At 50.0% G+C, this 22,686-nt stretch carries 15 protein-coding genes; 5 read left to right on the top strand and 10 right to left on the bottom strand.

The window, feature by feature from the left end; genetic code table 11:
- Positions 1 to 232 precede the first annotated feature (232 nt).
- Entirely contained in the window at positions 233 to 1,087 is an 855-nt protein-coding gene (gene folD / locus K7B67_RS07030; RefSeq protein ID WP_252179649.1) for a bifunctional methylenetetrahydrofolate dehydrogenase/methenyltetrahydrofolate cyclohydrolase FolD, read from the top strand.
- Positions 1,088 to 1,858: 771 nt separating this feature from the next.
- The gene (locus tag K7B67_RS07025; protein ID WP_252179648.1) at positions 1,859 to 2,236 is read left to right on the top strand and encodes a hypothetical protein; all 378 of its coding nucleotides are present in this window, start codon (positions 1,859 to 1,861) and stop codon (positions 2,234 to 2,236) included.
- An 81-nt stretch (positions 2,237 to 2,317) separates the two neighbouring features.
- Here the strand turns inward: K7B67_RS07025 and K7B67_RS07020 are convergent, their stop codons facing one another.
- The 10 genes from K7B67_RS07020 to K7B67_RS06975 all read right to left on the bottom strand — a co-directional run bounded on the left by K7B67_RS07020 (position 2,318) and on the right by K7B67_RS06975 (position 18,715).
- Complete coding sequence (locus K7B67_RS07020) at positions 2,318 to 4,510, bottom strand: hypothetical protein (RefSeq protein WP_252179647.1); 2,193 nt, start codon at positions 4,508 to 4,510, stop codon at positions 2,318 to 2,320.
- 47 nt (positions 4,511 to 4,557) lie between these two features.
- Positions 4,558 to 5,760 carry a hypothetical protein gene (locus K7B67_RS07015; protein WP_252179646.1) on the bottom strand — a complete coding sequence of 401 codons (1,203 nt, stop codon included), beginning with the start codon at positions 5,758 to 5,760 and terminating at the stop codon, positions 4,558 to 4,560.
- A gap of 47 nt (positions 5,761 to 5,807) precedes the next feature.
- Positions 5,808 to 7,604: a hypothetical protein gene (locus K7B67_RS07010; protein WP_252179645.1), complete on the bottom strand. Its 1,797-nt coding sequence runs from the start codon at positions 7,602 to 7,604 to the stop codon at positions 5,808 to 5,810.
- 99 nt (positions 7,605 to 7,703) lie between these two features.
- Positions 7,704 to 9,068, bottom strand: a complete 1,365-nt coding sequence (locus K7B67_RS07005; protein ID WP_252179644.1) for a hypothetical protein — start codon at positions 9,066 to 9,068, stop codon at positions 7,704 to 7,706.
- 99 nt (positions 9,069 to 9,167) lie between these two features.
- Positions 9,168 to 10,910 carry a C2H2-type zinc finger protein gene (locus tag K7B67_RS07000; RefSeq protein WP_252179643.1) on the bottom strand — a complete coding sequence of 581 codons (1,743 nt, stop codon included), beginning with the start codon at positions 10,908 to 10,910 and terminating at the stop codon, positions 9,168 to 9,170.
- 97 nt (positions 10,911 to 11,007) lie between these two features.
- On the bottom strand, positions 11,008 to 12,693 hold the full coding sequence (locus tag K7B67_RS06995; RefSeq protein WP_252179642.1) for a C2H2-type zinc finger protein: 1,686 nt from the start codon (positions 12,691 to 12,693) through the stop codon (positions 11,008 to 11,010).
- Between the two features lie 69 nt (positions 12,694 to 12,762).
- Positions 12,763 to 14,451: a hypothetical protein gene (locus K7B67_RS06990; RefSeq protein WP_252179641.1), complete on the bottom strand. Its 1,689-nt coding sequence runs from the start codon at positions 14,449 to 14,451 to the stop codon at positions 12,763 to 12,765.
- Positions 14,452 to 14,550: 99 nt separating this feature from the next.
- Positions 14,551 to 16,041 (bottom strand): C2H2-type zinc finger protein, encoded by a 1,491-nt coding sequence (locus K7B67_RS06985; RefSeq protein WP_252179640.1) that lies wholly within the window; start codon positions 16,039 to 16,041, stop codon positions 14,551 to 14,553.
- Between the two features lie 98 nt (positions 16,042 to 16,139).
- Entirely contained in the window at positions 16,140 to 17,303 is a 1,164-nt protein-coding gene (locus K7B67_RS06980) for a hypothetical protein (protein WP_252179639.1), read from the bottom strand.
- A gap of 149 nt (positions 17,304 to 17,452) precedes the next feature.
- Positions 17,453 to 18,715: a NupC/NupG family nucleoside CNT transporter gene (locus tag K7B67_RS06975; RefSeq protein WP_252179638.1), complete on the bottom strand. Its 1,263-nt coding sequence runs from the start codon at positions 18,713 to 18,715 to the stop codon at positions 17,453 to 17,455.
- A 170-nt stretch (positions 18,716 to 18,885) separates the two neighbouring features.
- On the opposite strand from K7B67_RS06975, the gene K7B67_RS06970 reads away from it, so the two are divergent.
- The 3 genes from K7B67_RS06970 (at position 18,886) to K7B67_RS23990 (ending at position 22,659) form a co-directional block, all read left to right on the top strand.
- A complete protein-coding gene (locus tag K7B67_RS06970; protein WP_252179637.1) occupies positions 18,886 to 21,264 on the top strand; it encodes an ATP-dependent helicase in 2,379 nt (792 codons plus the stop codon).
- A 48-nt stretch (positions 21,265 to 21,312) separates the two neighbouring features.
- The gene (locus K7B67_RS06965; RefSeq protein ID WP_252179636.1) at positions 21,313 to 22,098 is read left to right on the top strand and encodes a hypothetical protein; all 786 of its coding nucleotides are present in this window, start codon (positions 21,313 to 21,315) and stop codon (positions 22,096 to 22,098) included.
- 318 nt (positions 22,099 to 22,416) lie between these two features.
- The gene (locus K7B67_RS23990; protein ID WP_346658264.1) at positions 22,417 to 22,659 is read left to right on the top strand and encodes a type II toxin-antitoxin system RelE/ParE family toxin; all 243 of its coding nucleotides are present in this window, start codon (positions 22,417 to 22,419) and stop codon (positions 22,657 to 22,659) included.
- Positions 22,660 to 22,686: the final 27 nt, after the last annotated feature.

Genomic DNA, 22,686 nt, shown 5'->3' with positions numbered 1-22,686 from the left:
ATGATGAACAACGCTTTTGTTATTCATTTACTGCTCGTTGCAGCGCGGCGAATATTACCCAGAACAAAGGGTCTCGTCAACAAGTTGCAGAACTTGAGATCCGCCTTACCTCGAACGGCGACTAATCTAACACAGCAGTACCAGCCTGACCAGAGTGACAATTCATAAACAATAAAGAACTTCCATGATAAAATAGGATACTCATCCGCTTAACAGGCAGCCAGCAAAAACCATGACCGCTAGAATCATTGACGGCAAGGCCATAGCCGAAAAACTAAAAGACTCCATTGCTGAACGTGTTAAGCAACGGACTGAACAAGGGTTCAGGGTACCGGGGCTTGCTGTCATACTCCTGGGTGACGACCCGGCCTCTCAGGTTTACGTTGGTAAAAAAAGAAGTGATTGTGAGCGTGTTGGCTTCCATTCTGTTTCTCACGACCTGCCTTCATTCACCCGTGAAGCAGACCTCTTAAGCCTTATCGATCAGTTAAATGAAGACCCTGCTATCGACGGCATCCTGGTTCAACTGCCACTGCCGGAACACATTAATTGCGACCTTGTAATAGAACGTATTCGTCCTGACAAAGATGTAGATGGTTTCCACCCTTACAATATTGGTCGACTGGTTCAACGAATCCCCCTGCTGCGCCCCTGCACCCCAAAAGGGGTTATGGCCCTTCTGGAAAGTACCGGTGAAGCCATTCGTGGCAAGAATGCCCTGATCGTAGGCGCATCCAACATCGTTGGCCGCCCTATGACTATGGAGCTGTTGCTGGCAGGCTGTACGACAACGACAGCACATCGTTTTACTCAGGATCTAGGAAAACTGGTAGGTGAGGCAGAGATTCTGGTGGTTGCCGTTGGTAAACCCGGACTGGTTAAAGGCGAATGGGTTAAGGAAGGCGCTATAGTGATCGACATCGGCATTAACCGTATGGACGACGGTCGACTGGTAGGGGACATCGAATTCGAAACCGCACAACAAAAAGCCAGCTGGATCACCCCGGTTCCAGGCGGTGTCGGCCCGATGACCGTAGCCACACTTCTGGAAAACACGCTCTACGCTGCCGAACATCTTCACGGGTAACCCACTGTTGTATAACCTACCTGGTATTGAAAAGCTCTGTTGCACAGACTGAGCTTTTCCTCCTATATTACGACAGATATCCATTTATCTTAACGGCACTCATGGACGAGCCAAATACAACTGTCATAACTAAACCAAGAACTTTATTAAATCTATGAAAGCCATTAAAATGAGAAAATTTTTTATATTGCTGCTTATTCTCGTTTTTGTCCCAGATGTAAACGCGAATGATTGTTCTCACCCGAAGAATACTATTTGTCTCTGTAAGCTGATAAAAAAAGCAAGCGACATAGCAGGCATACAATGCAAACTGCTCGCAATATTACCAACCATGTATGGTGAATCACAAAGTCATCCGTCTATACAGGCACTCAATCTGCAACAGTCTGCGCTGCAAAATGAACTGAATCATGAATTCAACCAACTACTATTTGATCAACAGGTACCCCCCCTTAACCAGATACTGGAATTGAGCATGCTCATCATTCTCCAAATACAATTTCAAATACTGATAGTGAACAATTGGAATAAGTAATATTGAAAGACGTAATTCCTGATTCAGTCTGGCTGAAGGTGGCTGCGAACCCGTTAAAAGCATTAGGTTATTAAAAACAACTTGATAAGGCTAAAAGCATATTTTTTCATATAAAAAAAATGACTACTATTAGCTCCATCGTATTTCATGACTGACAGTGCTTATTGCTTGCAGCGCTACTTTTTTAAGCTTTACGGGTGAGTAAGTATTCTGCAGTATCTTTAAGGATTTTATCAATGGCTGTTCGAATTGGTTGGCCAACCGACTTCATCAAAGAAAAAACAATCCAATTAATTTTATTGTTTTCACTTACAATTCCTGCAGGAAGTCAGGCAATAGAAATAAAGGAAGCCATCCTGGTTAGATCAACATACGACAATTTATACTTAATAATAACAGTCAGGGAAGATCAGGGTTACAGCTTTTATCACATCTATCAGTTAGAAAACCGCTCAGGACAGTATTGGGGGACACACCTTCAAGAGCTTGATTCATTTAGAATTAATACCCGAAAACAAACAGTAAACATAGTTTCGTATGGGCTGCCCCCCTCCATTCCAACCAGTTTTTCTTTTGTAAGATGGGTAACCCCTGATGAATGTAATTTTAGATAGATTTTGTACGACACTTTCTATGTAAATACTCAACCTATGTAAATACTCAACCTATGTAAGTACTCAACGATAGATATCTGATCATTCTTTATCACCCTTCCTTCTTTTCTGGTTAGATGGCCGCTGGTCATGCGATTTCCTTTTAAGCCTCTGTTTCGCAGGCAGGTGGGTCTGTTTGTGCGCTTTCAGATTGCTCGTGCGGTCAGTGCTGTAGCTACAGCCCTTATGGTCACAGTGCTGCACCTTGAGTACCCTGATTTTTTTGGGTCTCTGGTCGGCAGGCAGGTGGATCTGTTTATGCACTTTCAGATTGCTACTGTAGCAGGTACTGAAGTTGCAGCCCTCATGGTCACACTGGTGCACCCTGGCTCTCTTGGGTCTCTGGTCAGCAGGCAGGTGGATCTGTTTATGCCTTTTCAAGTGATTTGTGTTGTCGTTACTGAAATTACAGCCCTCATGGTCACAATGATGCAACTTGTGTCTCTGGTCAGCAGGCAGATGAGTCCGTTTGTGATATTTTAGATTCCATGGACGGTCAGTGCTGTAGTTGCAGCCCTCGTAGTCACACTGGTGTACCTTGTTTCTCTGGTCGGCAGGCAGATGGATCCGTTTGTGGTTTTTCAGTTTATACATTTCGTAGTTGCTGTAGTTGCAGCCCTCATGTTCACACTGGTGCCAGGGTTTCCCGGTTCTCTCGGGCTCCTTACGTCTCTGGTCAGCAGGCAGGTGGGTCTGTTTGTGCTTTTTCAGATTGCTCTTGTAGCTGGTGCTGTAGTTGCAGCCCTCGTGGTCACAGTGGTGCGCCTTGGGTTTCAGGGTGGCAGGCGGGTGGGTCTGCTTGTGCTTTTTCAGATCGTCCGCCCGGTTGGTGATGTAGTTGCAGTTTTCATGGTCACAATGGTGCACCTTGAATCTCCTGGGTCTCTGGTCGGCAGGCAGGTGGGACTTCTTATGCCTTTTCAGATTCCCCATCTGGTCGGTGCCGTATCCGCAGCCCTGATGGTCACACCAGTGCACCCTGGGTCTCTGGTCGGCAGACAGATGGGTCTGTTTGTGCCTTTTCAGATCGCCCGCCCGGTCGGTGCTGTAGTCACAGCACTCGTGGTCACACCGGTGCACCTTGGGTCTCTTGGGTCTCCGGCCGACAGGCAGGTGGATCTGTTTGTGCCTTTTCAGATTGCTCACCCGGTCACTGCTGTAGTGACAGCCCTCATGGTCACACTGTTGCGTCTTGGGTCTCTGGTTGGGAGACAGGTGTCCCTGGTTGGAAGAAAGGTGTCTCTGTTTATGCTTTTTCAGATTGCCCCTGTAGTTGCTGCTGAAGTTGCAGCCCTCATGGTCACACTGGTACATCCCGGGTCTCTGGTCGGCAGGAAAGTGGCTCTGTTTGTGCTTTTTCAGATGGCTCGCCTGATCTGTGCTGTAAACGGGTGAGGTGATTTTCGGGTGGTTAACAGGCTCCGTTTCTGTCAGGTTTGCCTCTGACTCAGTGGCTATTTCACTGTCTGAAACAGGCTCCTGCTTAATCTTTTTCAGTGCCAGAGCCGCACAATACTGACTGATTTCATTGGATACTCGAAAAGGGTTCAGTGTCGTGGCTACATGCTGAACATCAGAGTCGGCATCAGAGTCGGCATCAGAGTCGTCTTCGTCAGAACGGTTATCACTGCTTTCATCAGAGGTGCCGCTGTCTTCGCTGTCACTATCTTCGCTGTCACTGTCTTCGCTGTCACTGTCTTCGCTGTCACTGTCTTCGCTGTCACTGTCTTCGCTGTCACTGTCTTCGCTGTCGGCACTCTCATCAGAGGCTGCCCGATTGTGAGCCTTAGCTCCGATGCCAGGGCTAGGAGAGACGCCGGTGGAAGGTAAGACGCCAGTGGCAGGTGAAAAGCAATAGCGGGTGTCTGGCTTTAAGAGGATATCATCACCGAAACAAGCTCGTGACCTATCGCTGTGGTTTGCCTCGGATTCTTGCTTCAACTCCCACCATTCAATAACCTCGCTCTCTTCTTCAGCACCCTCTTCTCCTGGTTGCTCAGACCTTTTGTCGCCTATAAAGCGAGGGAGCATCAGACTCTCCCTTTGTTTGGCTGTTGCAATGATTTCACGTTGCTGATCATCTCCTCGTTGTATCTCAGTGACGATGGCTTTAACCATAGAGTCAAGTTCTGGTAGCAAGAGCAAAGGCAACCTATTTTCCTGAGCCAGGCCATCAGAGCAATGGGTAGAAAAAGCCACGACCAAAATCAAAATCAATGGTTTTTTGGATAGCAAGAGTTGGCTTCTCAGTCGTTGAAATGTTTATTGGTAAGTCAGGTTAGTCAAAATCTGGAGATAGGTTGAAGGTTTATTTGAGGCGGGTTGGCAGGCAGATCATTCTTTATCACCTTTCTTTTCTTGTTAGATGACGGCTGGTTGTACGCTTTCCTTTTCCTTTTAGTTCTCTGGTCGGCAGGCAGGTGGATCTGTTTGTGTTTTTTCAAATTACCCTTCAGGTAGGTGCCGTAGTTGCAGCCCTCATGGTCACACTGGTGCTCTCTGGATCGCTGGTCGGCAGGCAGGTGGGTCTGTTTGTGCCTGTTCAGACGATCCGCCCGTTCAGTGCTGTAGTCGCAGCCCTCATGGTCACAATGGTGTACCTTTTTGAACCTCTGCTCGACAGGCAGATGGGTCTGTTTGTGCATTTTCAGATGACCCATGTCACAGGTGCTGTAATTGCAGCCCTCGTGCTCACACTGGTACACCTTGAATCTCTGCTCGGCAGGCAGGTGGGTCTGTTTGTGCCTGTTCAGATCCCCCTTCCGGTCAGTGCTGTAGTCACAGCCCCCGTGCTCACACTGGTGCACCTTGGATCTCTGGTCGGCAGGCAGGTGGATCCGTTTATGGATTTTCAGATTGCCCTTCTTGATGGTGCTGTAGTTGCAGCCCTCATGGTCACACTGGTGCTCTCTGTGTCTCTGGTCGACAGGCAGGTGGGTCTGTTTGTGCATTTTCAGATGGGTCGAGTAGCCAGTGCTGTAGTTGCAGCCCTCATGGTCACAGTGGTGCATTCTGGGTCTCTGGCCGGCAGGCAGGTAGGTCTGTTTGTACGTTTTCAGATGGCTCTTCTGGTCGACGCTGTCAGCAGGTAAGGTGATTTCCAGGAAGCTAACAGAGTCTGCTTGTGTCTCGTCTACCTCTGACTCAGTGGCTATTTCACTGTCTGAAACAGGCTCCTGCTTAATCTTTTTCAGTACCAGAGTGGCACAATACCGACTGATTTCATTGGCTGCTGAAAAAGGATTCAGTGTCGTGGTTACATACTGAACATCAGATTCGGCATCATCAGCAACGTCTTCGTCAGAACGGTTGCCGCTGTTTTCGTCAGAGGTGCCGTTGTCTTCACTGCCAGAGCCACCATCAGAGGCAGCCCGACAATAAGCCTTGGCTTCGACGCCGGTGGCAGGAGAGACGCCGGTGGCAGTAGAGCAATGCACACAAAAGGCGACGGCCAGGGTCAAAATCAATGGTTTTTTGAATAGCAAGGCTCGGCTTCCCAGTCGTTGAACTGTTTATTGGAAAGTCAGGTTAGTCAAAATCTGGAAGGTCGGAGGTTTCTTTGAGGCAGGTGGGTCTGTTTGTGCGCTTTCAGATTGCCCATCCGGTCAGTTCTGTAGTTGCAACCCTTATGGTCACACTTGAGCTTCTTGACTCTCTGGTTGGCAGGCAGGTGGGTCTGTTTGTGCATTTTCAGATTGCCCCCGTGGCAGGTGCCGTAGTTGCAACCCTGATGGTCACACTCTTGCCACTTGAGATTCCTGGGTTTTTTGGGTCTCTTGGTTATCTTGGGTCTCTCAGGTCTCTGGTCAGCAGGCAGGTGGATCTTTTTGTGCCTTCTCAGATTGCACACCAGGTCAGTTCTGTAATCGCAGTCCTGATGGTCACACTGGTGTAGCTTAGGTCTCCTGGGCCTTTTGGGTCTTTTGGGTCTCTGGTCGGCAGGCAGGTGGATCTCTTTGTGCCTTCTCAGATTGCTCGCCAGGTCAGTGCTGTACTTGCAGCCCTCATGGTCACACTGGTGCACCTTGAGTCTCTCAGGTCTCTGGTCGGCAGGCAGATGGGTCTTTTTGTGCGTTTTCAGATTGCCCAACCGATCGGTGCTGTAGTTGCAGCCCTCATGGTCACACTGCATTTTGAGTCTCTGTTCGGCGGGCAGGTGGGTCTGCTTGTGGTATTTCAGATTGCTTGTCTGGCCGGTGCTGTAGTTGCAACCTTCATGGTCACACCGGTGCACCTTGCGTCTGGGTCTACTGGCTCTCTCAAGTATCCTGGCTCTCTGGTCAGCAGTCAGGTGAGTCAGTTTGTGCGTTTTCAGATTGCCCGAATAGTTGGTCCTGTGGTTGCAGCCCTTATGGTCACACTGGAACACCTTGGGTCTCTCAGGTCTCTGTTCGGCAGGCAGATGTCTCTGTTTGTGCCTTTTCAGATTGCCCGCCCGGTCGGTGCTGTAGCTACAGCCCTCATGGTCACACTGGTACACCTTGAGTCTCTGATTGGCAGGCAGGTGGGTCTGGTCGGTGCTGTAAGCAAGTAAGCTGATGTCCAGATGGTTAACAGAGTCCACCTCTGTCGCGTCTACCTCTGAGTCAGTGGCTATTTCACTGTCTGAAACAGGCTCCTGCTTAATCTTTTTCAGTACCAGAGTCGTGCAATACCGATTGATTTCATTGGATACCGGAAAAGGATGAAGTGTCGTGGTTGCATACTGAACATCTGAGTCAGCATCCCCTTCTTGGTCAGAACGGTTGTCGCTGTTTTCATCAGAAGTGTCGCTGTCTTCACTGCTACTGTCTTCGCTGTAGGCACTATCATCAGAGGCTGCCCGGCGGTAAGCCTGGTGTTCGACGTCAGGGTCAGGGGAGGCGCCGGTGGCAGGGGAGACGCCGGTAGCGGGAGAAAAGCAATAGCGAGTGTCTGGCTTTAACTTTAAGAGGATATCACCACCAAAGCAAACTCGTAGCATGTCACTGTCGTTCGTCTCGGGTTCCTGATTCAATTCCCACCATTCAATAGCCTCGCCCTCTTCTTCAATGCCCTCTTCTGCTGGTTGCTCAGGCTTTTTGTCGCCTCTGAAACGAGCGAGCATCAGACTCCCTCTTTGTTTGGCTATTGCATTGATTTCACGTTGCTGATTTTCACCTTGCTGGATCTCAGTGACAATGGCTTTAACCGTAGAGACCTCAATAAAAGACCCCGAGGTGTTGAAAAGCGCCTTGTCGGCAGCCAGAGCGAACAGCAAAGGCAGACTATTTTCCTGAGTCTGGCCATTGGAGCAATGCACAGAAAAGGCAATGGCCAAGATCAAAATCAATGTTGTTTTGGATAGCAAGGCTTTGCTTCCCAGTCGTTGAACTGTTTATTGGTAAGTCAGGTTAGTCAAAATCTGGAGAGAGGTCGGAGGTTTCTTTGAAGCAGGTCGGGAGGCGGATCATTTTTTATCACCCTTTTTTCTTTTCTTGTTAGATGTCAGCTGGTCATACGCTTTCCTTTTAAGTCCCTGGCCGGCAGGCAGGTGGGTCTGTTTGTGCCTTTTCAGATGGCCCATGTGACCGGTACTGTAGTTGCAGCCCTCATGGTCACACCGGTGCATCTTGGGTCTCTGATTAGCAGGCAGGTGGGTCTGTCTGTGCCTTGTCAGACTGCCCACATGGACGGTGCTGTAGTTGCAGCCCTCATGGTCACACTGGTGCACCTTGGGTCTCTTGGGTCTCTGGTCGGCAGGCAGGTGGGCCTGTTTGTGTATTTTCAAATTGCCCGCCCGGTCGGTGCTATAGTTGCATCCCTCATGATCACACTGGTGCACCTTGGGTCTCTGGTCGGCAGGCAGGTGGATCTCTTTGTGCTTTTTCAGACTACTCGTGCGGCTGGTGCTGAAGTCGCAGTCCTGATGGTCACAGTGATGCAATTTAGCTCTCTTGGGTCTCTGGTCGGCAGGCAGATGGATCCGTTTGTGCTTTTTCAGATAGCCCGAAGAGTCGGTGATGAAGTTGCAGCCCTCATGGTCACATTGGTGCACCTTGGGTCTCTTGACTCTCTGGTCGGCAGGCAGGTGGGTCTGTTTGTGCCTTTTCAGATTGCTCGAACAGTTGGTGATGTAGTTGCAGTCCTCATGATCACACTGGTGCAGCTTGCGTCCCCTGAGTCTCTCAGGTCTCTGTTTGGCATGCAGATGGGTCTTTTTGTGCCTTTTCAGATTGCTCGCCCGGTCGGAGCTGTAGTGGCAGCCCTCATGATCACACCGGTGCATCTTGGGTCTCTGATTAGCAGGTAGGTGGGTCTGGTCGGTGCCGTCAGCAGGTAAGGTGATTTCCGGGTGGTTAACAGAGTCTGTCTCTGTCGCGCCTACCTCTGAGTCAGTGGCTATTTCACTGTCTGAAACGGTCTCATGCTTAATCTTTTTCAGTACCATAATCGCGCAATACTGACTGATTTCATGGGATACCGGAAAAGGATTAAGTGTCGTGGTTACATACTGAACATCTGAGTCGGCATCCGCTTCTTCGTCAGAACGGTTGTCGCTGCTTTCATCGGAGGTGTTGCGGTCTTCACTGCCACTGTCTTCGCTGTAGGCACTATCATCAGAGGCTGCCCGACGGTAAGCTTTGTGTTCGACCCCGGTGGCAGGGGAGACGCCGGTGGCAGGAGAAAAGCAATAGCGAGCGTCTGGCCGGACGAGGAAAAGAGTTTCAGTGTGCCAACACTGGGGGTCGACGTTTTCCTGAGCCTGGCCATTAGAGCAATGCACAGAAATGGCAATGGCCAAGATCAAAATCAATGTTGTTTTGGATAGCAAGGCTTTGCTTCCCAGTCGTTGAACTGTTTATTGAGAAGTCAGGTTAGTCAAAATCTGGAGAGAGGTTGGAGTTTTCTTTGAAGCAGGGTGGGAGGCGGATCATTTTTTCTTGCGCTTCTTTCTTTTCTCGTTAGATGGCGGCTGGTCATACGCTTTTCTTTTGAGTCCCTGATTGGCAGGCAGGTGGGTCTGTTTGTGGCTTTTGAGTCCCTGGTCGGCAGGCAGGTGGATCTTTTTGTGCCTTTTCAAATTGCCCACCTCGCTGCTGCTGTACTTGCAGCCTTCATGGTTACACTGGTGAATCCTGAATTTCTTAAGTCTTTGATTGGCAGGCAAATGGGTCTGTTTGTGCTTTTTCAGACTGCCTTTGAGGTCGGTGCTGTAGTCGCAGCCCTCATGATCACACTGGTACACCCTGAGTCTCTGGTCGGCAGGCAGGTGGGTCTGTTTGTGCTTTTTCAGGTCGCTCGTCCAGTTGGAACTGTAGTTGCAGCCTTCATGGTCACACTTGTGCACCTTTGGTCTCTGGTCGGCAGGCAGGTGGGTCTGTTTATGCTTTTTCAGACTGCCCTTCTGGTCGGAGCTGTAGTTGCAGCCTTCATGGTCACACTGGTGAATCTTGAGTCTCTGGTCGGCAGGCAGATGGATCTGTTTGTGCGCGTTCAGATTGCTAATCCGGTCGCTGCTGTAATTGCAGCCCTCATGGTCACACTGGTACACCCTGCGCATCTTGCGCCTCTTGAGTCTCTGGTCGGCAGGCAGGTGGATCTGTTTGTGTATTTTCAGACTGCTCTTGCGGTCGGTTCTGTAGTTGCAGCCCTCATGGTCACATTGGTGCGCCCTGGGTCTCTGGTCGGCAGGCAGGTGGATCCGTTTGTGCACTTTCAGATTATCCGCCCGGGCGCAGCTGTAGTCGCAGCCCTCATAGTCGCACTGGTGAATTCTGGGTCTTATGGGCCTCTGGTCGGCAGGCAGGTGGGTCTGTTTGTGCGTTTTCCGATGGCCCGCGTCGTTACTGCAAGCAGGTGAGGTGATTTTCAGTTGGTTAGCAGAGTCTGCTTCTGTCACGCCTAACTGTGACTCAGTGGGTATTTCATTGTCTGAAGTGAACCTCTGGTTAATCATATTCAGTCTCAGAGTCGCACAATACTCACCGATTTCGTTTAATGCTCGAAAAGGATCAGGTGTCGTGTTTACACACTGAACATCAGTTTCGGTATCAATTTCGTCTTCGTCTGAACTGTGGTTGCTGTTTTCATCAGAGGTGCTGTTGTCTTCACTGTCAGAACCCTCATCAGAGGCTGCCCGATTGTACGTCTCAGCTTCGACGCCAAGCTCAGGAAAGACGCTGGCGGCAGGAAAAACGCCGGTGGCAGGAAAAACGCCGGTGGCAGGAAAAACGCCGGTGGCAGGAAAAAAGCAATAGCGGGCGTCTGGTTTTAAGAGCATGTCACCATCAAAGTCAACTCGTGGCATAGCGTTGTGGTTCGCCTCGGGTTCTTGCTTCAACTCCCACCATTCAATGGCTTCGCTCTGTTTTTCAATACCCTCTTCTCCTGATTCTTCAAGTCTTTTATGACCTCTGGAACGAGAAAACATCAGACTCCCCCTTTGTTTAGCTGTTTCAATGATTTCACGTTGCTGATCATTTGCTCGCTGTATCTCAGCGGCGATCGCTTTAACCGTAGAGTCAAGCTCTGGTAGCCCATCCCGGACGGGAAAAAGAGTTTCAATGTGCCAACACCAGGTGTCAGAGAGTGGCAGCGCATTAGCCTCCCTGATAGAGCAATGCAGAGAAAAGGCAACGACCAAGGTCAGAATCAATGGATTTTTGGATAACAAGGCCTGGCTTCCCAGTCGTTGAACTGTTTATTGGAATCTCAGGTTAGTCAAAATTTGGAAAGATCGGAGGTTTCTTTGAGGCGGGTTGGGGGGCGGATCATTTTTTATCATCCTTTTTTCTTTTCTTGTTAGATGGCAGCGGGTCATACGCTTTCCTTTTGGGTCTTCTGGATCTCTGGTCAGCAGGCAGGTGGATCTTTTTGTGCGTTTTCAAACTGCTCTTGTAGTCGGTTCTGTAATTGCAGCCCTCATGGTCACACTGGTGAACCTTGAGTCTCTGGTCGGCAGGCAGGTGGATCCATTTGTGCGTTTTCAGATGGTGCTTGTTGTCGGTGCTGTAGTCGCAGCCCTCATAGTCACACTGGTGCACCCTGAGTTTTTTGGGTCTCTGGTCGGCAGGCAGGTGGGTCTGCTTGTGCATTTTCAGATGGTTCGTTCGGTCGGTGCTGTAGTTGCAGTCCTCATGGTCACACTGGTGCACCTTGGGTCTCTGGTCGGCAGGCAGGTGGGTCTGTTGGTGTATTTTCAGACTGCCCCTGCGGTCGGTTCTGTAGTTGCAGCCCTCATGGTCACATTGGTGCGCCCTGGGTCTCTGGTCAGCAGGCAGGTGGATCCGTTTGTGCGTTCTCAGATTATCCGCCCGGGCGAAACTGAAGTCGCAGCCCTGATAGTCACACTGGTGAATCCTGGGTCTTATGGGTCTCTGGTCGGCAGGCAGGTGGATCTGTTTGTGCTTTTTCAGAGTGCTACTACGGTCGGTTCTGAAGTTGCAGCCCTCATGGGCACATTGGTGCGTCCTGGGTCTCCGGTCAGCAGGCAGGTGGATCCGTTTGTGCACTTTCAGATTATCCGCCCGGGCGCAGCTGTAGTCGCAGCCCTCATAGTCACACTGGTGAATCTTGGGTCTTATGGGTCTCTGGTCGTCAGGCAGGTGGGTCTGTTTGTGCGTTTTCCGACGGCCCGCGTCGTTACTGCAAGCAGGTGAGGTGATTTTCAGGTGGTTAACAGAGTCTGCTTCTGTCATGCCTGACTGTGACTCAGTGGCTATTTCATTGTCTGAAGTGACCCCCTGGTTAATCATATTCAATCTCAGAGCCGAACAATGCTCACTGATTTCGTTTAGTGCTCGAAAAGGATCAGGTGTCGTGTTTACACACTGAACATCAGTTTCGGTATCAATTTCGTCTTCGTCTGAACTGTTGTTGCTGTTTTCATCGGAGGTGCTGTTTTCATCGGAGGTGCTGTTGTCTTCACTGTCAGAACCCTCATCAGAGGCTGCCCGATTGTGAGTCTCAGCTTCGACGCCAAGCTCAGGAAAGACGCCGGTGGCAGGGAAGACTCCGGTGGCAGGGAAAAAGCAATAGCGGGCGTCTGGCTTTAAGAGCATGTCATCATCAAAGTCAACTCGTGGCATATCCTTGTGGTTCGCCTCGGGTTCTTGCTTCAATTCCCACCATTCAATGGCTTCGCTCTCTTTTTCAATACCCTCTTCTCCTGGTTCTTCAAGTCTTTTATGGCCTCTGGAGCGAGAGAACATCAGACTCCCCCTTTGTTTAGCTAATTCAATGATCTCACGTTGCTGATCATCTGCTCGCTGTATCTCAGTGACAATCGCTTTAACCGTAGAGCCAAGTTCTGGTAGCCCATCCCGGACGGGGAAAAGAATTTCAATGAGCCAACACCCGAAAAGCAAAGGCAACCTGTTTTTCTGAGCATAGCCATTAGAGCAATGCAGAGAAAAGGCAACAACCAAGGTCAGAATCAATGGATTTTTGGATAGCAAGGCCTGGCTTCCCAGTCGTTAAAATGCTTATTGGGAATTTAGGTTAGTCAAAATCTGAAGAGAGGCGGATCATTCTTGATCACCCTTCTTTCTTTTCTTGTTAGAGGGTGGCTGGCCATGGGCTTTTCTTTTGAGCCTCTGCCTGGCAACCAGGTGGATATGTTTGTGCATTCTCAGGTTGCTCCTGCGGTCGGTGCGGTAATTGCAGCCCTCATGGTCACAACGGTGCACCTTGAGTTTCTTGATTCTCTGGTCGGCAGGCAGGTGGATTTGTTTGTGCGTGTTCAGATTGCCCATGTGGTTAGTACTGTAGTTGCAGCCCTCATGGTCACACTGGTGCAGCCTGAGTCTCTGGATTCTCTGGTCAGCAGGCAGGTGAGTCCATTTGTGCACTCTCAGGTTGCTCGAATAGTAGGTACTGTAGTTGCAGCCCTCGTGGTCGCACTTGTGCTTACTGGACCTCTCGTGTCTCTGATCGGCAGGCAGGTGGGTCGGTTTGTGATTTTTCAGATTGCCCTTGCGGTCGGTGATGTAATTGCAGCCCTCATGGTCACACCGGTACACCTTGAATCTCTCGATTCTCTGATCGGCAGGCAGGTGGGTCTCTTTGTGCGTTTTCAGATTGCTAATCCGGTCGGTTCTGTAACTGCAGCCCTCATGGTCGCATCGGTGCACCTTGACTCTTCGGTCAGCAGGCAGGTGAGTCTCTTTATGCTTTTTCAGATTGCCTGCATAGTGGGTGCTGTAATGGCAGCCCTCATGGTCACACCGGTTCGCCTTGAATCTTTGGTCAGCAGGCAGGTGAATCTTTTTATGCGTTTTCAGATTGCCTTTGTAGTGGGTGCTGTAATGGCAGCCCTCATGGTCACACTGGTGCCTCTTGGTTTCACTGGGTCTCGAGGTGATTTCCAGGTGGTGAACAGAGTCCGCTTCTGTCACGTCTACTACTTTTGACTCAGTGAGTATTTTACTGTCTGCAATAGACTCCTGGTTACTCATTTCCTGTCTTAGAGTCGCACAATACTCACTGAATTCGATTAATGCCCGAAAAGGATCGAGTGTCGTGTTTTGACACTGATCATCCGATTCAGCTTCGTCTTCATCAGAAGAGTTATGGCTGCTTTCATCAGCGGTGCTGCTGTCTTCACTGCCACTGTCTTCGCTGCCACTGTCTTCGCTGTCACTGTCTTCGCTGTCACTGTCTTCGCTGTCACTGTCTTCGCTGTCGGCACTATCATCAGCGGCTGCCCGACCGGAAGCCTTAGTCTCGACGCCGGAGTCAGGAGAAAAGCAATAGCCAGTGCCTGACTTTAAAAAAATATCATCACCGAGGCAAACGCGTGGCATGTCGAAGTGGTACCATTCAATGGCCTCGCTCTGTTCTTCAATACCCTCTTTTTCTGGTTCCTCAGGCCTTTTGTCGCCGCTAAGGCAAGAGCGCATCAGACTGCCCCTTTGTTTGGCTGTCGCAATGATTTCACGTTGCTGATCGTCTCCCTGCCGTATCTCAGTGGCGATCGCTTTAACCACAGAGTCAAGTTCTGGCAGCACATCCCGGACCGGTAAAAGCCTTATCCGGGTGGGTTGGTTATTTCCGCAGGATGCGACTTCAATAGAGCACCTCGGGGTGTTGATATGCGCCTTGCCGACAGCCAGAGCGAAGAGCAAAGGCAGTCCAGTTTCCTGAGCGTGGTCATTAGAGCAATGCACAGAAAATGAAATGGCTAAGGCCAAAATCAATGGTTTTTTGGATAGCAAGGCCTAAATTCCCAGTTGTTGAACTGTTTATTGGGAAGTCAGGTTAGTCAAAATCTGGAGAGAGGTCGGAGGTTTTTCTGAGGTGGTTTGGGAGGTGGTTCATTCTTGATCACCTTTCATTCTTTTCTCGTTAGATGGCCGCTGGTCACACGCTTTTCTTTTGAGTCTCTGGCTGGCAGGCAAATGGGTCTGTTTGTGTGTTTTCAGATTGCCTGCATAGCCGGTCTTGAAGTTGCAGCCCTCATGGTCACACTGGTGCACCTTCGGTCTATTGGGTCTCTGGCCGGCAGGCAAGTGGGTCTGCTTGTGCGCGTTCAGATTGCCCATGTGGTTGGTACAGTAGTTGCAGCCCTCATGGTCACACTGGTGCACCCTGGGTCTATTGGGTCTCTGTTCAGCAGCCAGGTGAACCCGTTTATGTGCTTTCAGATTGCCCGGATGGTCAGTGCAATAATTGCAGCCCTCATGGTCGCACTGGTGCACCTTGGGTCTATTGGGTCTCTGGTCGGCAGGCAGGTGGGTCTGCTTGTGCCTTTTCAGATTGGATCTCAGGTCGGTGCTGTAATTGCAGCCCTCATGGTCGCACTGGTGCATCTTGATTCTCCTGATTCTCTGGTCGGCAGGCAGGTGGGTCTGTTTGTGCGAGTTCAGATTGCTCACCCGGTCGGTGCTGTAATTGCAGCCCTCATGGTCACACTGGTACACCTTACGCCTCTTGTACCTCTTGATTCTCTGGTCGGCAGGCAGGTAAGTCTGCTTGTGTATTTTCAGATGACCCATGTGGTCGTTGCTCTCTGAAATGGACTCCTGATTCATCATTTCCTGTCTCCTCAGAATCACACAATACTGACTGAATTCGTTTAATGCTCGAAAAGGATCAACTGTCGTATTTTCACCCTGAACATCAGATTCAGCTTCGCCTTCGTCAGGACGGTTGTCGCTGCTTTCATCAGAGTTACCGCTGTCTTCAGTGCCACTGTCTTCGCTGTCGGCACTATCATCAGAGGCTGCCCGACCGTAAGCTTCAGTCTCGACGCCAGTGGCAGGAGAAACGCCGGTGGCAGGAAAAACGACAGTGGCAGGAAAAACGACAGTGGCAGGAAAAACGACAGTGGCAGGAGAGACGCCAGTGGCAGGAGAGACGCCAGTGGCAGGAGAAAAGCAATAACCAGTGCCTGGCTTTAAGAGGATGTCATCACCGAGGCAAATGCGTGTCATATCACTATGGTTCGCCTCAGCCTCTTGCTTCAATTCCCACCATTCAATGGCCCCGCTCTCTTCTTCAATACCTTCGTCTTCTGGCACCTCAGGCTTTTTATCGCCGCTAAGACGAGAGAGCATCAGACTGCCCCTTTGTCTGGCTGTCGCAATGATTTCACGCTGCTGCTCATCTCTTTGCCGTATCTCAGTGGCGATCGCTTTAATCCCAGAGTCAAATTCTGGCAGCACATCCCCGACCGCGAAAAGAAGCGCCTTGCCGACAGCCAGAGCGAACAGCGAAGGCCACCTGTTTTCCTGAGCGAGATCATTAGAACCGTGCACAGAAAAGACAATGGCCAAGGTTAAAATCAATATTTTTTTGGATAACAAGGCCTGCTTCCCAGTCGTTAAACTGTTTATTGGGAAATCAGGTTAGTCAAAATCTGAAGAAAGGTCAGAGGTTTCTTTGGGTTGGGTTGGCAGACGGATCATTCTTCATCACTCTTTTTTCTTTTCTCTTTAGATGGCAGCTGGTCATACGCTTTCCTTTTGGGTCTTTTGCCTCTCTGGTCGGCAGGCAGGTGTGTCTGCTTGTGCCTTTTCAGATTGTCCGCCAGATGGGTGCGGTAGTTGCAGCCCTCACGATCACACTGGCGTACCTTGGATCTCTGGTCGGCAGGCAGGTGGATCTGTTTGTGCCTTTTCAGGTGACCCAACTGGTTGGTTCTGTAGTCGCAGCGGTCACACCGGTGCACCTTCCTCTCGGATCTCTGGTCAGCAGACAAGTGAATATACTTGTGCATTTTCAGATTGTGCGCCTGATCGCTGCTGTAGTTGCAGCCCTTACGATCACACTGGTGCACCTTGAATCTCAGATTGGCAGGCAGGTGGACCTGTTGGTGCCTTTTCAGGTGGCCCAGCTGGTCGGATCTGTAGCCGCAACCTTCATGTTCACACTTATGCACCTTGGGCCTCTTGGGTCTCTGGTCGGCAGGCAGGTGAGTCTGCTTGTGCATTTTCAGATGGGTCGTGTATCTGGTTCTGTAGTTGCAGCCCTCATGGTCACACTGGTGCACTTTATGTTTCTTAGGTTTCTGGTCGTCAGGTATGTGGGTTTGTTTGTGCGTTTTCAGATGGCCCATGTGGTCGCTGCTGTCTGAAATGGACTCCTGATTCATCATTTCCAGTCTCAAAGTCGTACAATGCTCACCGATGTCGATTAATGCTCGAAAAGGATTAACTGTCGTGTTTTCAAACTGAACATCAGATGCAGACTCAGATTCAGCTTCGTCTTCGTCTCCGTCAGAACAGTTGTCGCTGTTTTCGTCAGAGGTACCGCTGCCTTCTCTGCTACTGTCTTCGCTGTCACTGTCTTCGCTGTCGGCACTATCATCAGAGGCTGCCCGACGGTAAGCCATAGCCTCGCCAGGAGAAAAGCTCTCGCCAGGAGAAAAGCAATAGCGAGTACCTTCGAGTCCCTCAGGCCTTTTGTCGCCGCTAAGAAGAACGGTTTCGACCTGTGTGTTGATAAGCACCTTGCCGACAGCCAGAGCGAACAGCAAAGGCCACCTGTTTTCCTGAGCGTGATCATTAGAACCGTGCACAGAAAAGGCAATGGCCAAGGTTAAAATCAATGGTTTTTTGGATAACAAGGCCTGGCTTCCCCGTCGTTGAACTCTTAATTGGGGAATCAGGTTAGTCAAAATCTGAAGAAAGGTCGGGGGGGTCGGTCAGATACTGAGCAGAAAGTCGCGCTCATGTTGGATGAGCCGGTGATTTCCGACTCATCCGGTGACAGGCGTTAAACAGCCAGAGTCAAGAACAGACCTGCGATGGTAGCACTCATCAGGTTAGAGAGGGTACCCGCCGCAACCGCTTTCAGACCAAAACGGGCGATGTCATGACGACGGTTAGGAGCCATGGAACCCAGACCACCCAGCAGAATAGCAATGGATGAAATATTAGCGAAACCACATAGGGCAAAGGTCAGAATCGCCTGTGAACGATCCGACAACAGAGTAACACCAGCCTTGGCTGCGGCTTCAGCATCGACGTAGTTAGCCAGGCTGGAGAAAGCAACAAACTCGTTCACGATCACTTTCTGCCCCAGGAAACTGCCAGCAGTCAGCGCCTCAGACCAGGGTACACCGATCACGTAAGCCAGGGGAGAAAACAGGTAACCCAGGATCAGTTCAAAAGTCAGGTCAGGATAACCGAACCAACCACCAGCCCAGCCCAGCATACCGTTGAGCATGGCAATCAGGGAGATGAAAGCCAGCAGCATGGCACCGATAATGGCAGCCAGTTTGAGACCATTGGCAGCACCGGTAGCAGCTGCATCAAAAACATTGGCGGGCTTTTCTTCAGCACTCTCTTCGACAATGTCGTCTACGTTATCGTGAGGTGTCTCGGTTTCAGGTTTGATGATTTTTGCCATCAACAAACCACCGGGAGCCGCCATGACGCTGGCAGCGATCAGATACTTTAATTCAACCCCCATGCTGGCGTAGCCCACCATAACCGCACCGGCAACCGACGCCAGGCCACCCACCATCACGGCAAACAGTTCAGACTGAGTCATACGACTGATGAAAGGACGAACCAGCAGAGGCGCTTCGGTCTGGCCAACGAAAACATTAGCGGCCGCAGACAGTGATTCTGTACGACTGGTGCCTAATACTTTACGCAGTGCACCACCAAACAGCTGAATGATAACCTGCATGATACCCAGGTAGTACAACACAGCAACCAGAGAGGCAAAGAAGATAACAACAGGAAGCACATGGACAGCAAAGATAAGACCCAGTTTGAAGCTGGACAGCTCGCCAAAAAGGAAACCAATGCCATTGTTAGCGTATCCCATAACAGCGTTTACGCCGTTGGTAATCGCTTCGAGAACGTATTGTCCGGCGGGAATGTAGAGCACAAAGGCACCGATACCCGCCTGGATGGCAAAGGCCCCGCCCACCGTTCGTAATTTTATTGCTTTTCTATTGTCCGATAGAAGCATCGCGATACCTAGCAGGACTGCAATTCCTACAAGGCTTATAAGCACCTGTTGCATAAGAACGATCACCTTCAAAGAGATTCTTGGGGCATTATACTTATCTGTCAATAACGGTCATAGAAAGTAATTGCCGAATAAAAAAATAATGTCCCACGTGCACCCTTGCCCCGATTCTCTGATACGATAAATGACTCTGTCTGATAAACTTTCACCGACGCATTGATTGTATGGAACTGACTGGCCCTCAACGGAGGGTAACCCGGCATGTCAATGGACATGCTCTTTGCATAGCCGTAGCCGGTTCAGGTAAAACAACCACCCTCGCCTTTCTTATTCGTGAATTGCTGAATCAGGGAATGGCTCCCCGACGCATCATGGTCATGATGTTCAACAAATCAGCCCAGCTGGACTTTACCCGCAAGCTCAAAAAACGCTGCCAGGAGTGGCCGGTACTGCCGCAAGTCCGCACCTATCACTCAACCGGCCTGAGACTCTTGAAGTCTCTCGAAGCCTGGGGGTTGAGAGCACCCTACAACCACAAGCCCCTGACAGAGAAAGAAATCGAACTGAAAATCCGGGAGCTGCTGCTGACATTAGCTCCTGATGTGCTGCAGGACAGGATCAAATCAGACAGCGCCCGCTACATTGAAGTGGCCAGCAGCTTTATCGATAACGTTAAAGCTAACCTGCAAACACCCTCCCACCTGCTGGCGCAGGCAGACTATTCTGATCATTTGCCATTTCTGGTGGAACTCTTTGAGGCCTTCGAGCAATGGCGTCACCAGCACCGAAGAATAACGTTTACCGATATGTTGTACGACGCAGTCTGTTTGATAGAAGCCAACCCGGACGTCATCCCCCGTATCACCAATAAAGTCGATCGAATCATTGTTGATGAATACCAGGACACCTCAACCCTGCAACACCGGCTGACACGCATCATCGCCGGTGAGCGAGCCAGAGTGATTGCCGTAGGTGATCCCGATCAAACGATCTATGAATTTGCCGGAGCCAATATACAAAATATTCTCCGGAACTTTGAAATGGATTATGCCAGCTCCGATACCGTTCACCAGTTGACTCTGCCCCATACTTTCCGATACGGCCACGAAATCGCCATGGCAGCCAGTCACCTGATCAGCCGTAACAGAAGCAGAAAAGACGTGATCTGTATTGCTCACCCGGACAACCCGGACTCGAGCATCACACTCTCACAGGGAGCTGGCGAAGATTCAGAACGGGTATTAACCACCATCCAGCAACATCTTGCCAGCTCCGGATCCCGGATTGCTGTGCTGTTGAGGGTCTGGGCACAATCAGTCCCACTGGAGATGAGGTTGCTGGCAAACGGTCTTGCCTACCAGTGTGAAGGCCCTTCCCTGTTTGACCGCCCTGAAATATCAGCCTTGATTTCAGTCCTGAGACTGACCTCTGGTGAATTGCAACACTTAAACCCTGCCGCTCGCGCTGAGATATTGACTTCGCTGTTTACCCTGCCCCACCTGGGCGTGAAGACGCCCCTGATAAAGCAACTGGTCGCCCATCTTCAGGAACACACTCAACAATGGGGAAAAGTACTGGATCAGTACGCCAGTAAAGTGTCCGGTATCACTTATTATCAACGTCAGAAATTATACGACAGGGCTGAAATACTACAGTCACTGGAAAAGACATCCGATCAGCAAGCGGCCGCAGCGGTGCTGCAACACTACATTCAACGCTCAGAACTCAGGGAAAGCCTGCAATCCATGAGCCTTAATGACCAAAGAACAGAAGAACAACTGCTGGCCATTGATGGTTTCTTAAGTTATCTGAGAAAAACCAACCTGACCGTCAGTGACAGTTGTCTGCACCTGGATGAATTAAGATCGAAACAGAAACAACCCTCCAAAAACCCTGGGCAACGCACCGAACAGATCGTGATCAGTTCCTGCCACCGGGCCAAGGGACTGGAATGGCCCACCGTTCTGATTCCGGGACTGACCGCAAAATACTGGCCATTCACAAGAACAGATGAGCTGACTCAAAGCAACGGTGAAGACCTGGAAGCAGAGCGAAGACTGCTCTACGTCGCCATGACCCGGGCCAGGGAAAAACTCTATCTGTTTACTGGCAATGGATCCCTGCAGCCCAAAGCCAACAGTTGGAAGAATAACAACTCGCAACAAATCAGCCTGTTTCTGAAAGAAATGCAGGTTCCCCATGTTCAATCCATTTGCCGGTCACTTAACCGTGTTTCAGAAGATGAACTGGTCGATCAACTCAAGAAAACAGGATTAACTAAAGCAGCTCGTCGCTACCTTCAGGCAATAAAACCGAATCTGGCACAGGTGATTGAAACGATCCCCTCACTGACACACCGCTCAAAACCAACCGCTTCCCCACACAGTCCGGCCTACCTGTCAGCACGGCAGAATATCTTGCGCAGGGAGGTGCCAGAAAACGCTCCCTGGCAACTCAACCGGAGAGTAAAACACAGCATTTTCGGGAAGGGTAAAGTCATTGAAGTCAATGACACCAATTTTGTCATCCTGTTTGACCGGCAACATAGCGTCAAACGATTTGCCCGCAATGAACAGGTTTTGCACCTGTTTGAGTTGCTTTGAACGGTAATTCTTGAAGGACATTTTTCTACCCTGTGCGACCTTTGGTTTTTGAAAAATGCTTTTTTCTTGATCTATCAACCTCTTGGTCTAAATTTCCGGTTCAGGAAAAGCACAAAACCGATGATCCCTGTAGAGGCAATGGCTGCTGTCGGCTTGCTTTTGAAAAGCTATTGGAACCCTCATTACCCTCTGTTTAACCTAATGGATCAACTGGATACGATATCTATGTTGACACAGGGGGATTACCCGGTTTTGATCACCACCAAAACAAAACCCGAAAATGGTGAAGGACAAAACGGGCAACAAAACCAATCACAAAACCAATCACAAAGCCAGCCATCTCAATCGCAAGCCTCAGGAACAATTACTCTTCATACAGCTGCTTTACCCAGCCTCATGTCTTCCGGCTCTGGTGGCGGTAACCAGAACCCCGAACAACCCCGACATACTTTTGGTTTAAATTGTTTCGTCGATTCCTGTCATGGTGTTTGTCAATTCCTGTCAGAGCATCCCGAAAGAAGTTGGACGGGCCACACTCATCACGGCACGACAGGAACGCAAACCGATCAGCGAGGAGTCGGTCGTTCCAGGCTTGTTGGCATTCCATCTATTCTTGTGCGTCGTTTCGACCTCATGTCTTGCGGCTTTGGCAGTGGATCTTCGTCTCTTAACGCTCTACCAGCCGAGTCATTGCCAATTTCGCAACTTTTGCCGATAAGTCACGCGCATATTGATCCACCGGAGCTTGCGGGCACTCTGGAAGATTCCAGCGACACTCATGGAGCAGAGTGGGATGTTGATCCCGATATGGATATTGAACCCTATGAAGAGTAGTACGTCACTTCAATGAGTTTGATGTGAACAATCTACGTTCATCCTGAGCGCCCTTCGACTCCGCTCAGGGTGAACGGAGTTTGGGTGCCACTGATAGAGGGAACCCGTCAATTATATTGAAAGCGTGTACCAGTTTGTTAGGTGGGGTATGCATTCCCACGCTGGAGCGTGGGAACGAGGGGGGGGAAGCCTGCTAGAGAGTTTTGCGACACCCTATGGAGCGTTGAAACAATTTTTGATTTACAAATTCAATTAACATGCTTTACTAAAAGCAAATTATTAATTTACCGATAGCAAATAACAAAGTACTATATACCCATGTTCGAGAAACGTTATACGAGACGGGCAACCAAGGAACTGGCAAAAATACCGGAGCCCGACAGATCACGAATCAGGCGAGCAGTGGAAAAGCTTCCGGACGGAGACATAAAGAAGCTTCAGGATGAACCAGGTTACAGACTAAGAGTTGGAAATTGGCGAATAATCTACGAAATACAGCATAATCAATTGATTATTGAAGTAGTAAGAGTTGGGCCGAGAGGCGGAATTTACAAGCATTAGAGAAGGGCTTTGTCCCTCCGGGGTTTT

Origin of the sequence: Endozoicomonas sp. 4G (assembly GCF_023822025.1) — a bacterium.
Lineage (GTDB): Bacteria > Pseudomonadota > Gammaproteobacteria > Pseudomonadales > Endozoicomonadaceae > Endozoicomonas_A.
Note: the sequence above shows the minus strand (reverse complement) of the source record. Positions and strands in the feature narration are given on the sequence as shown.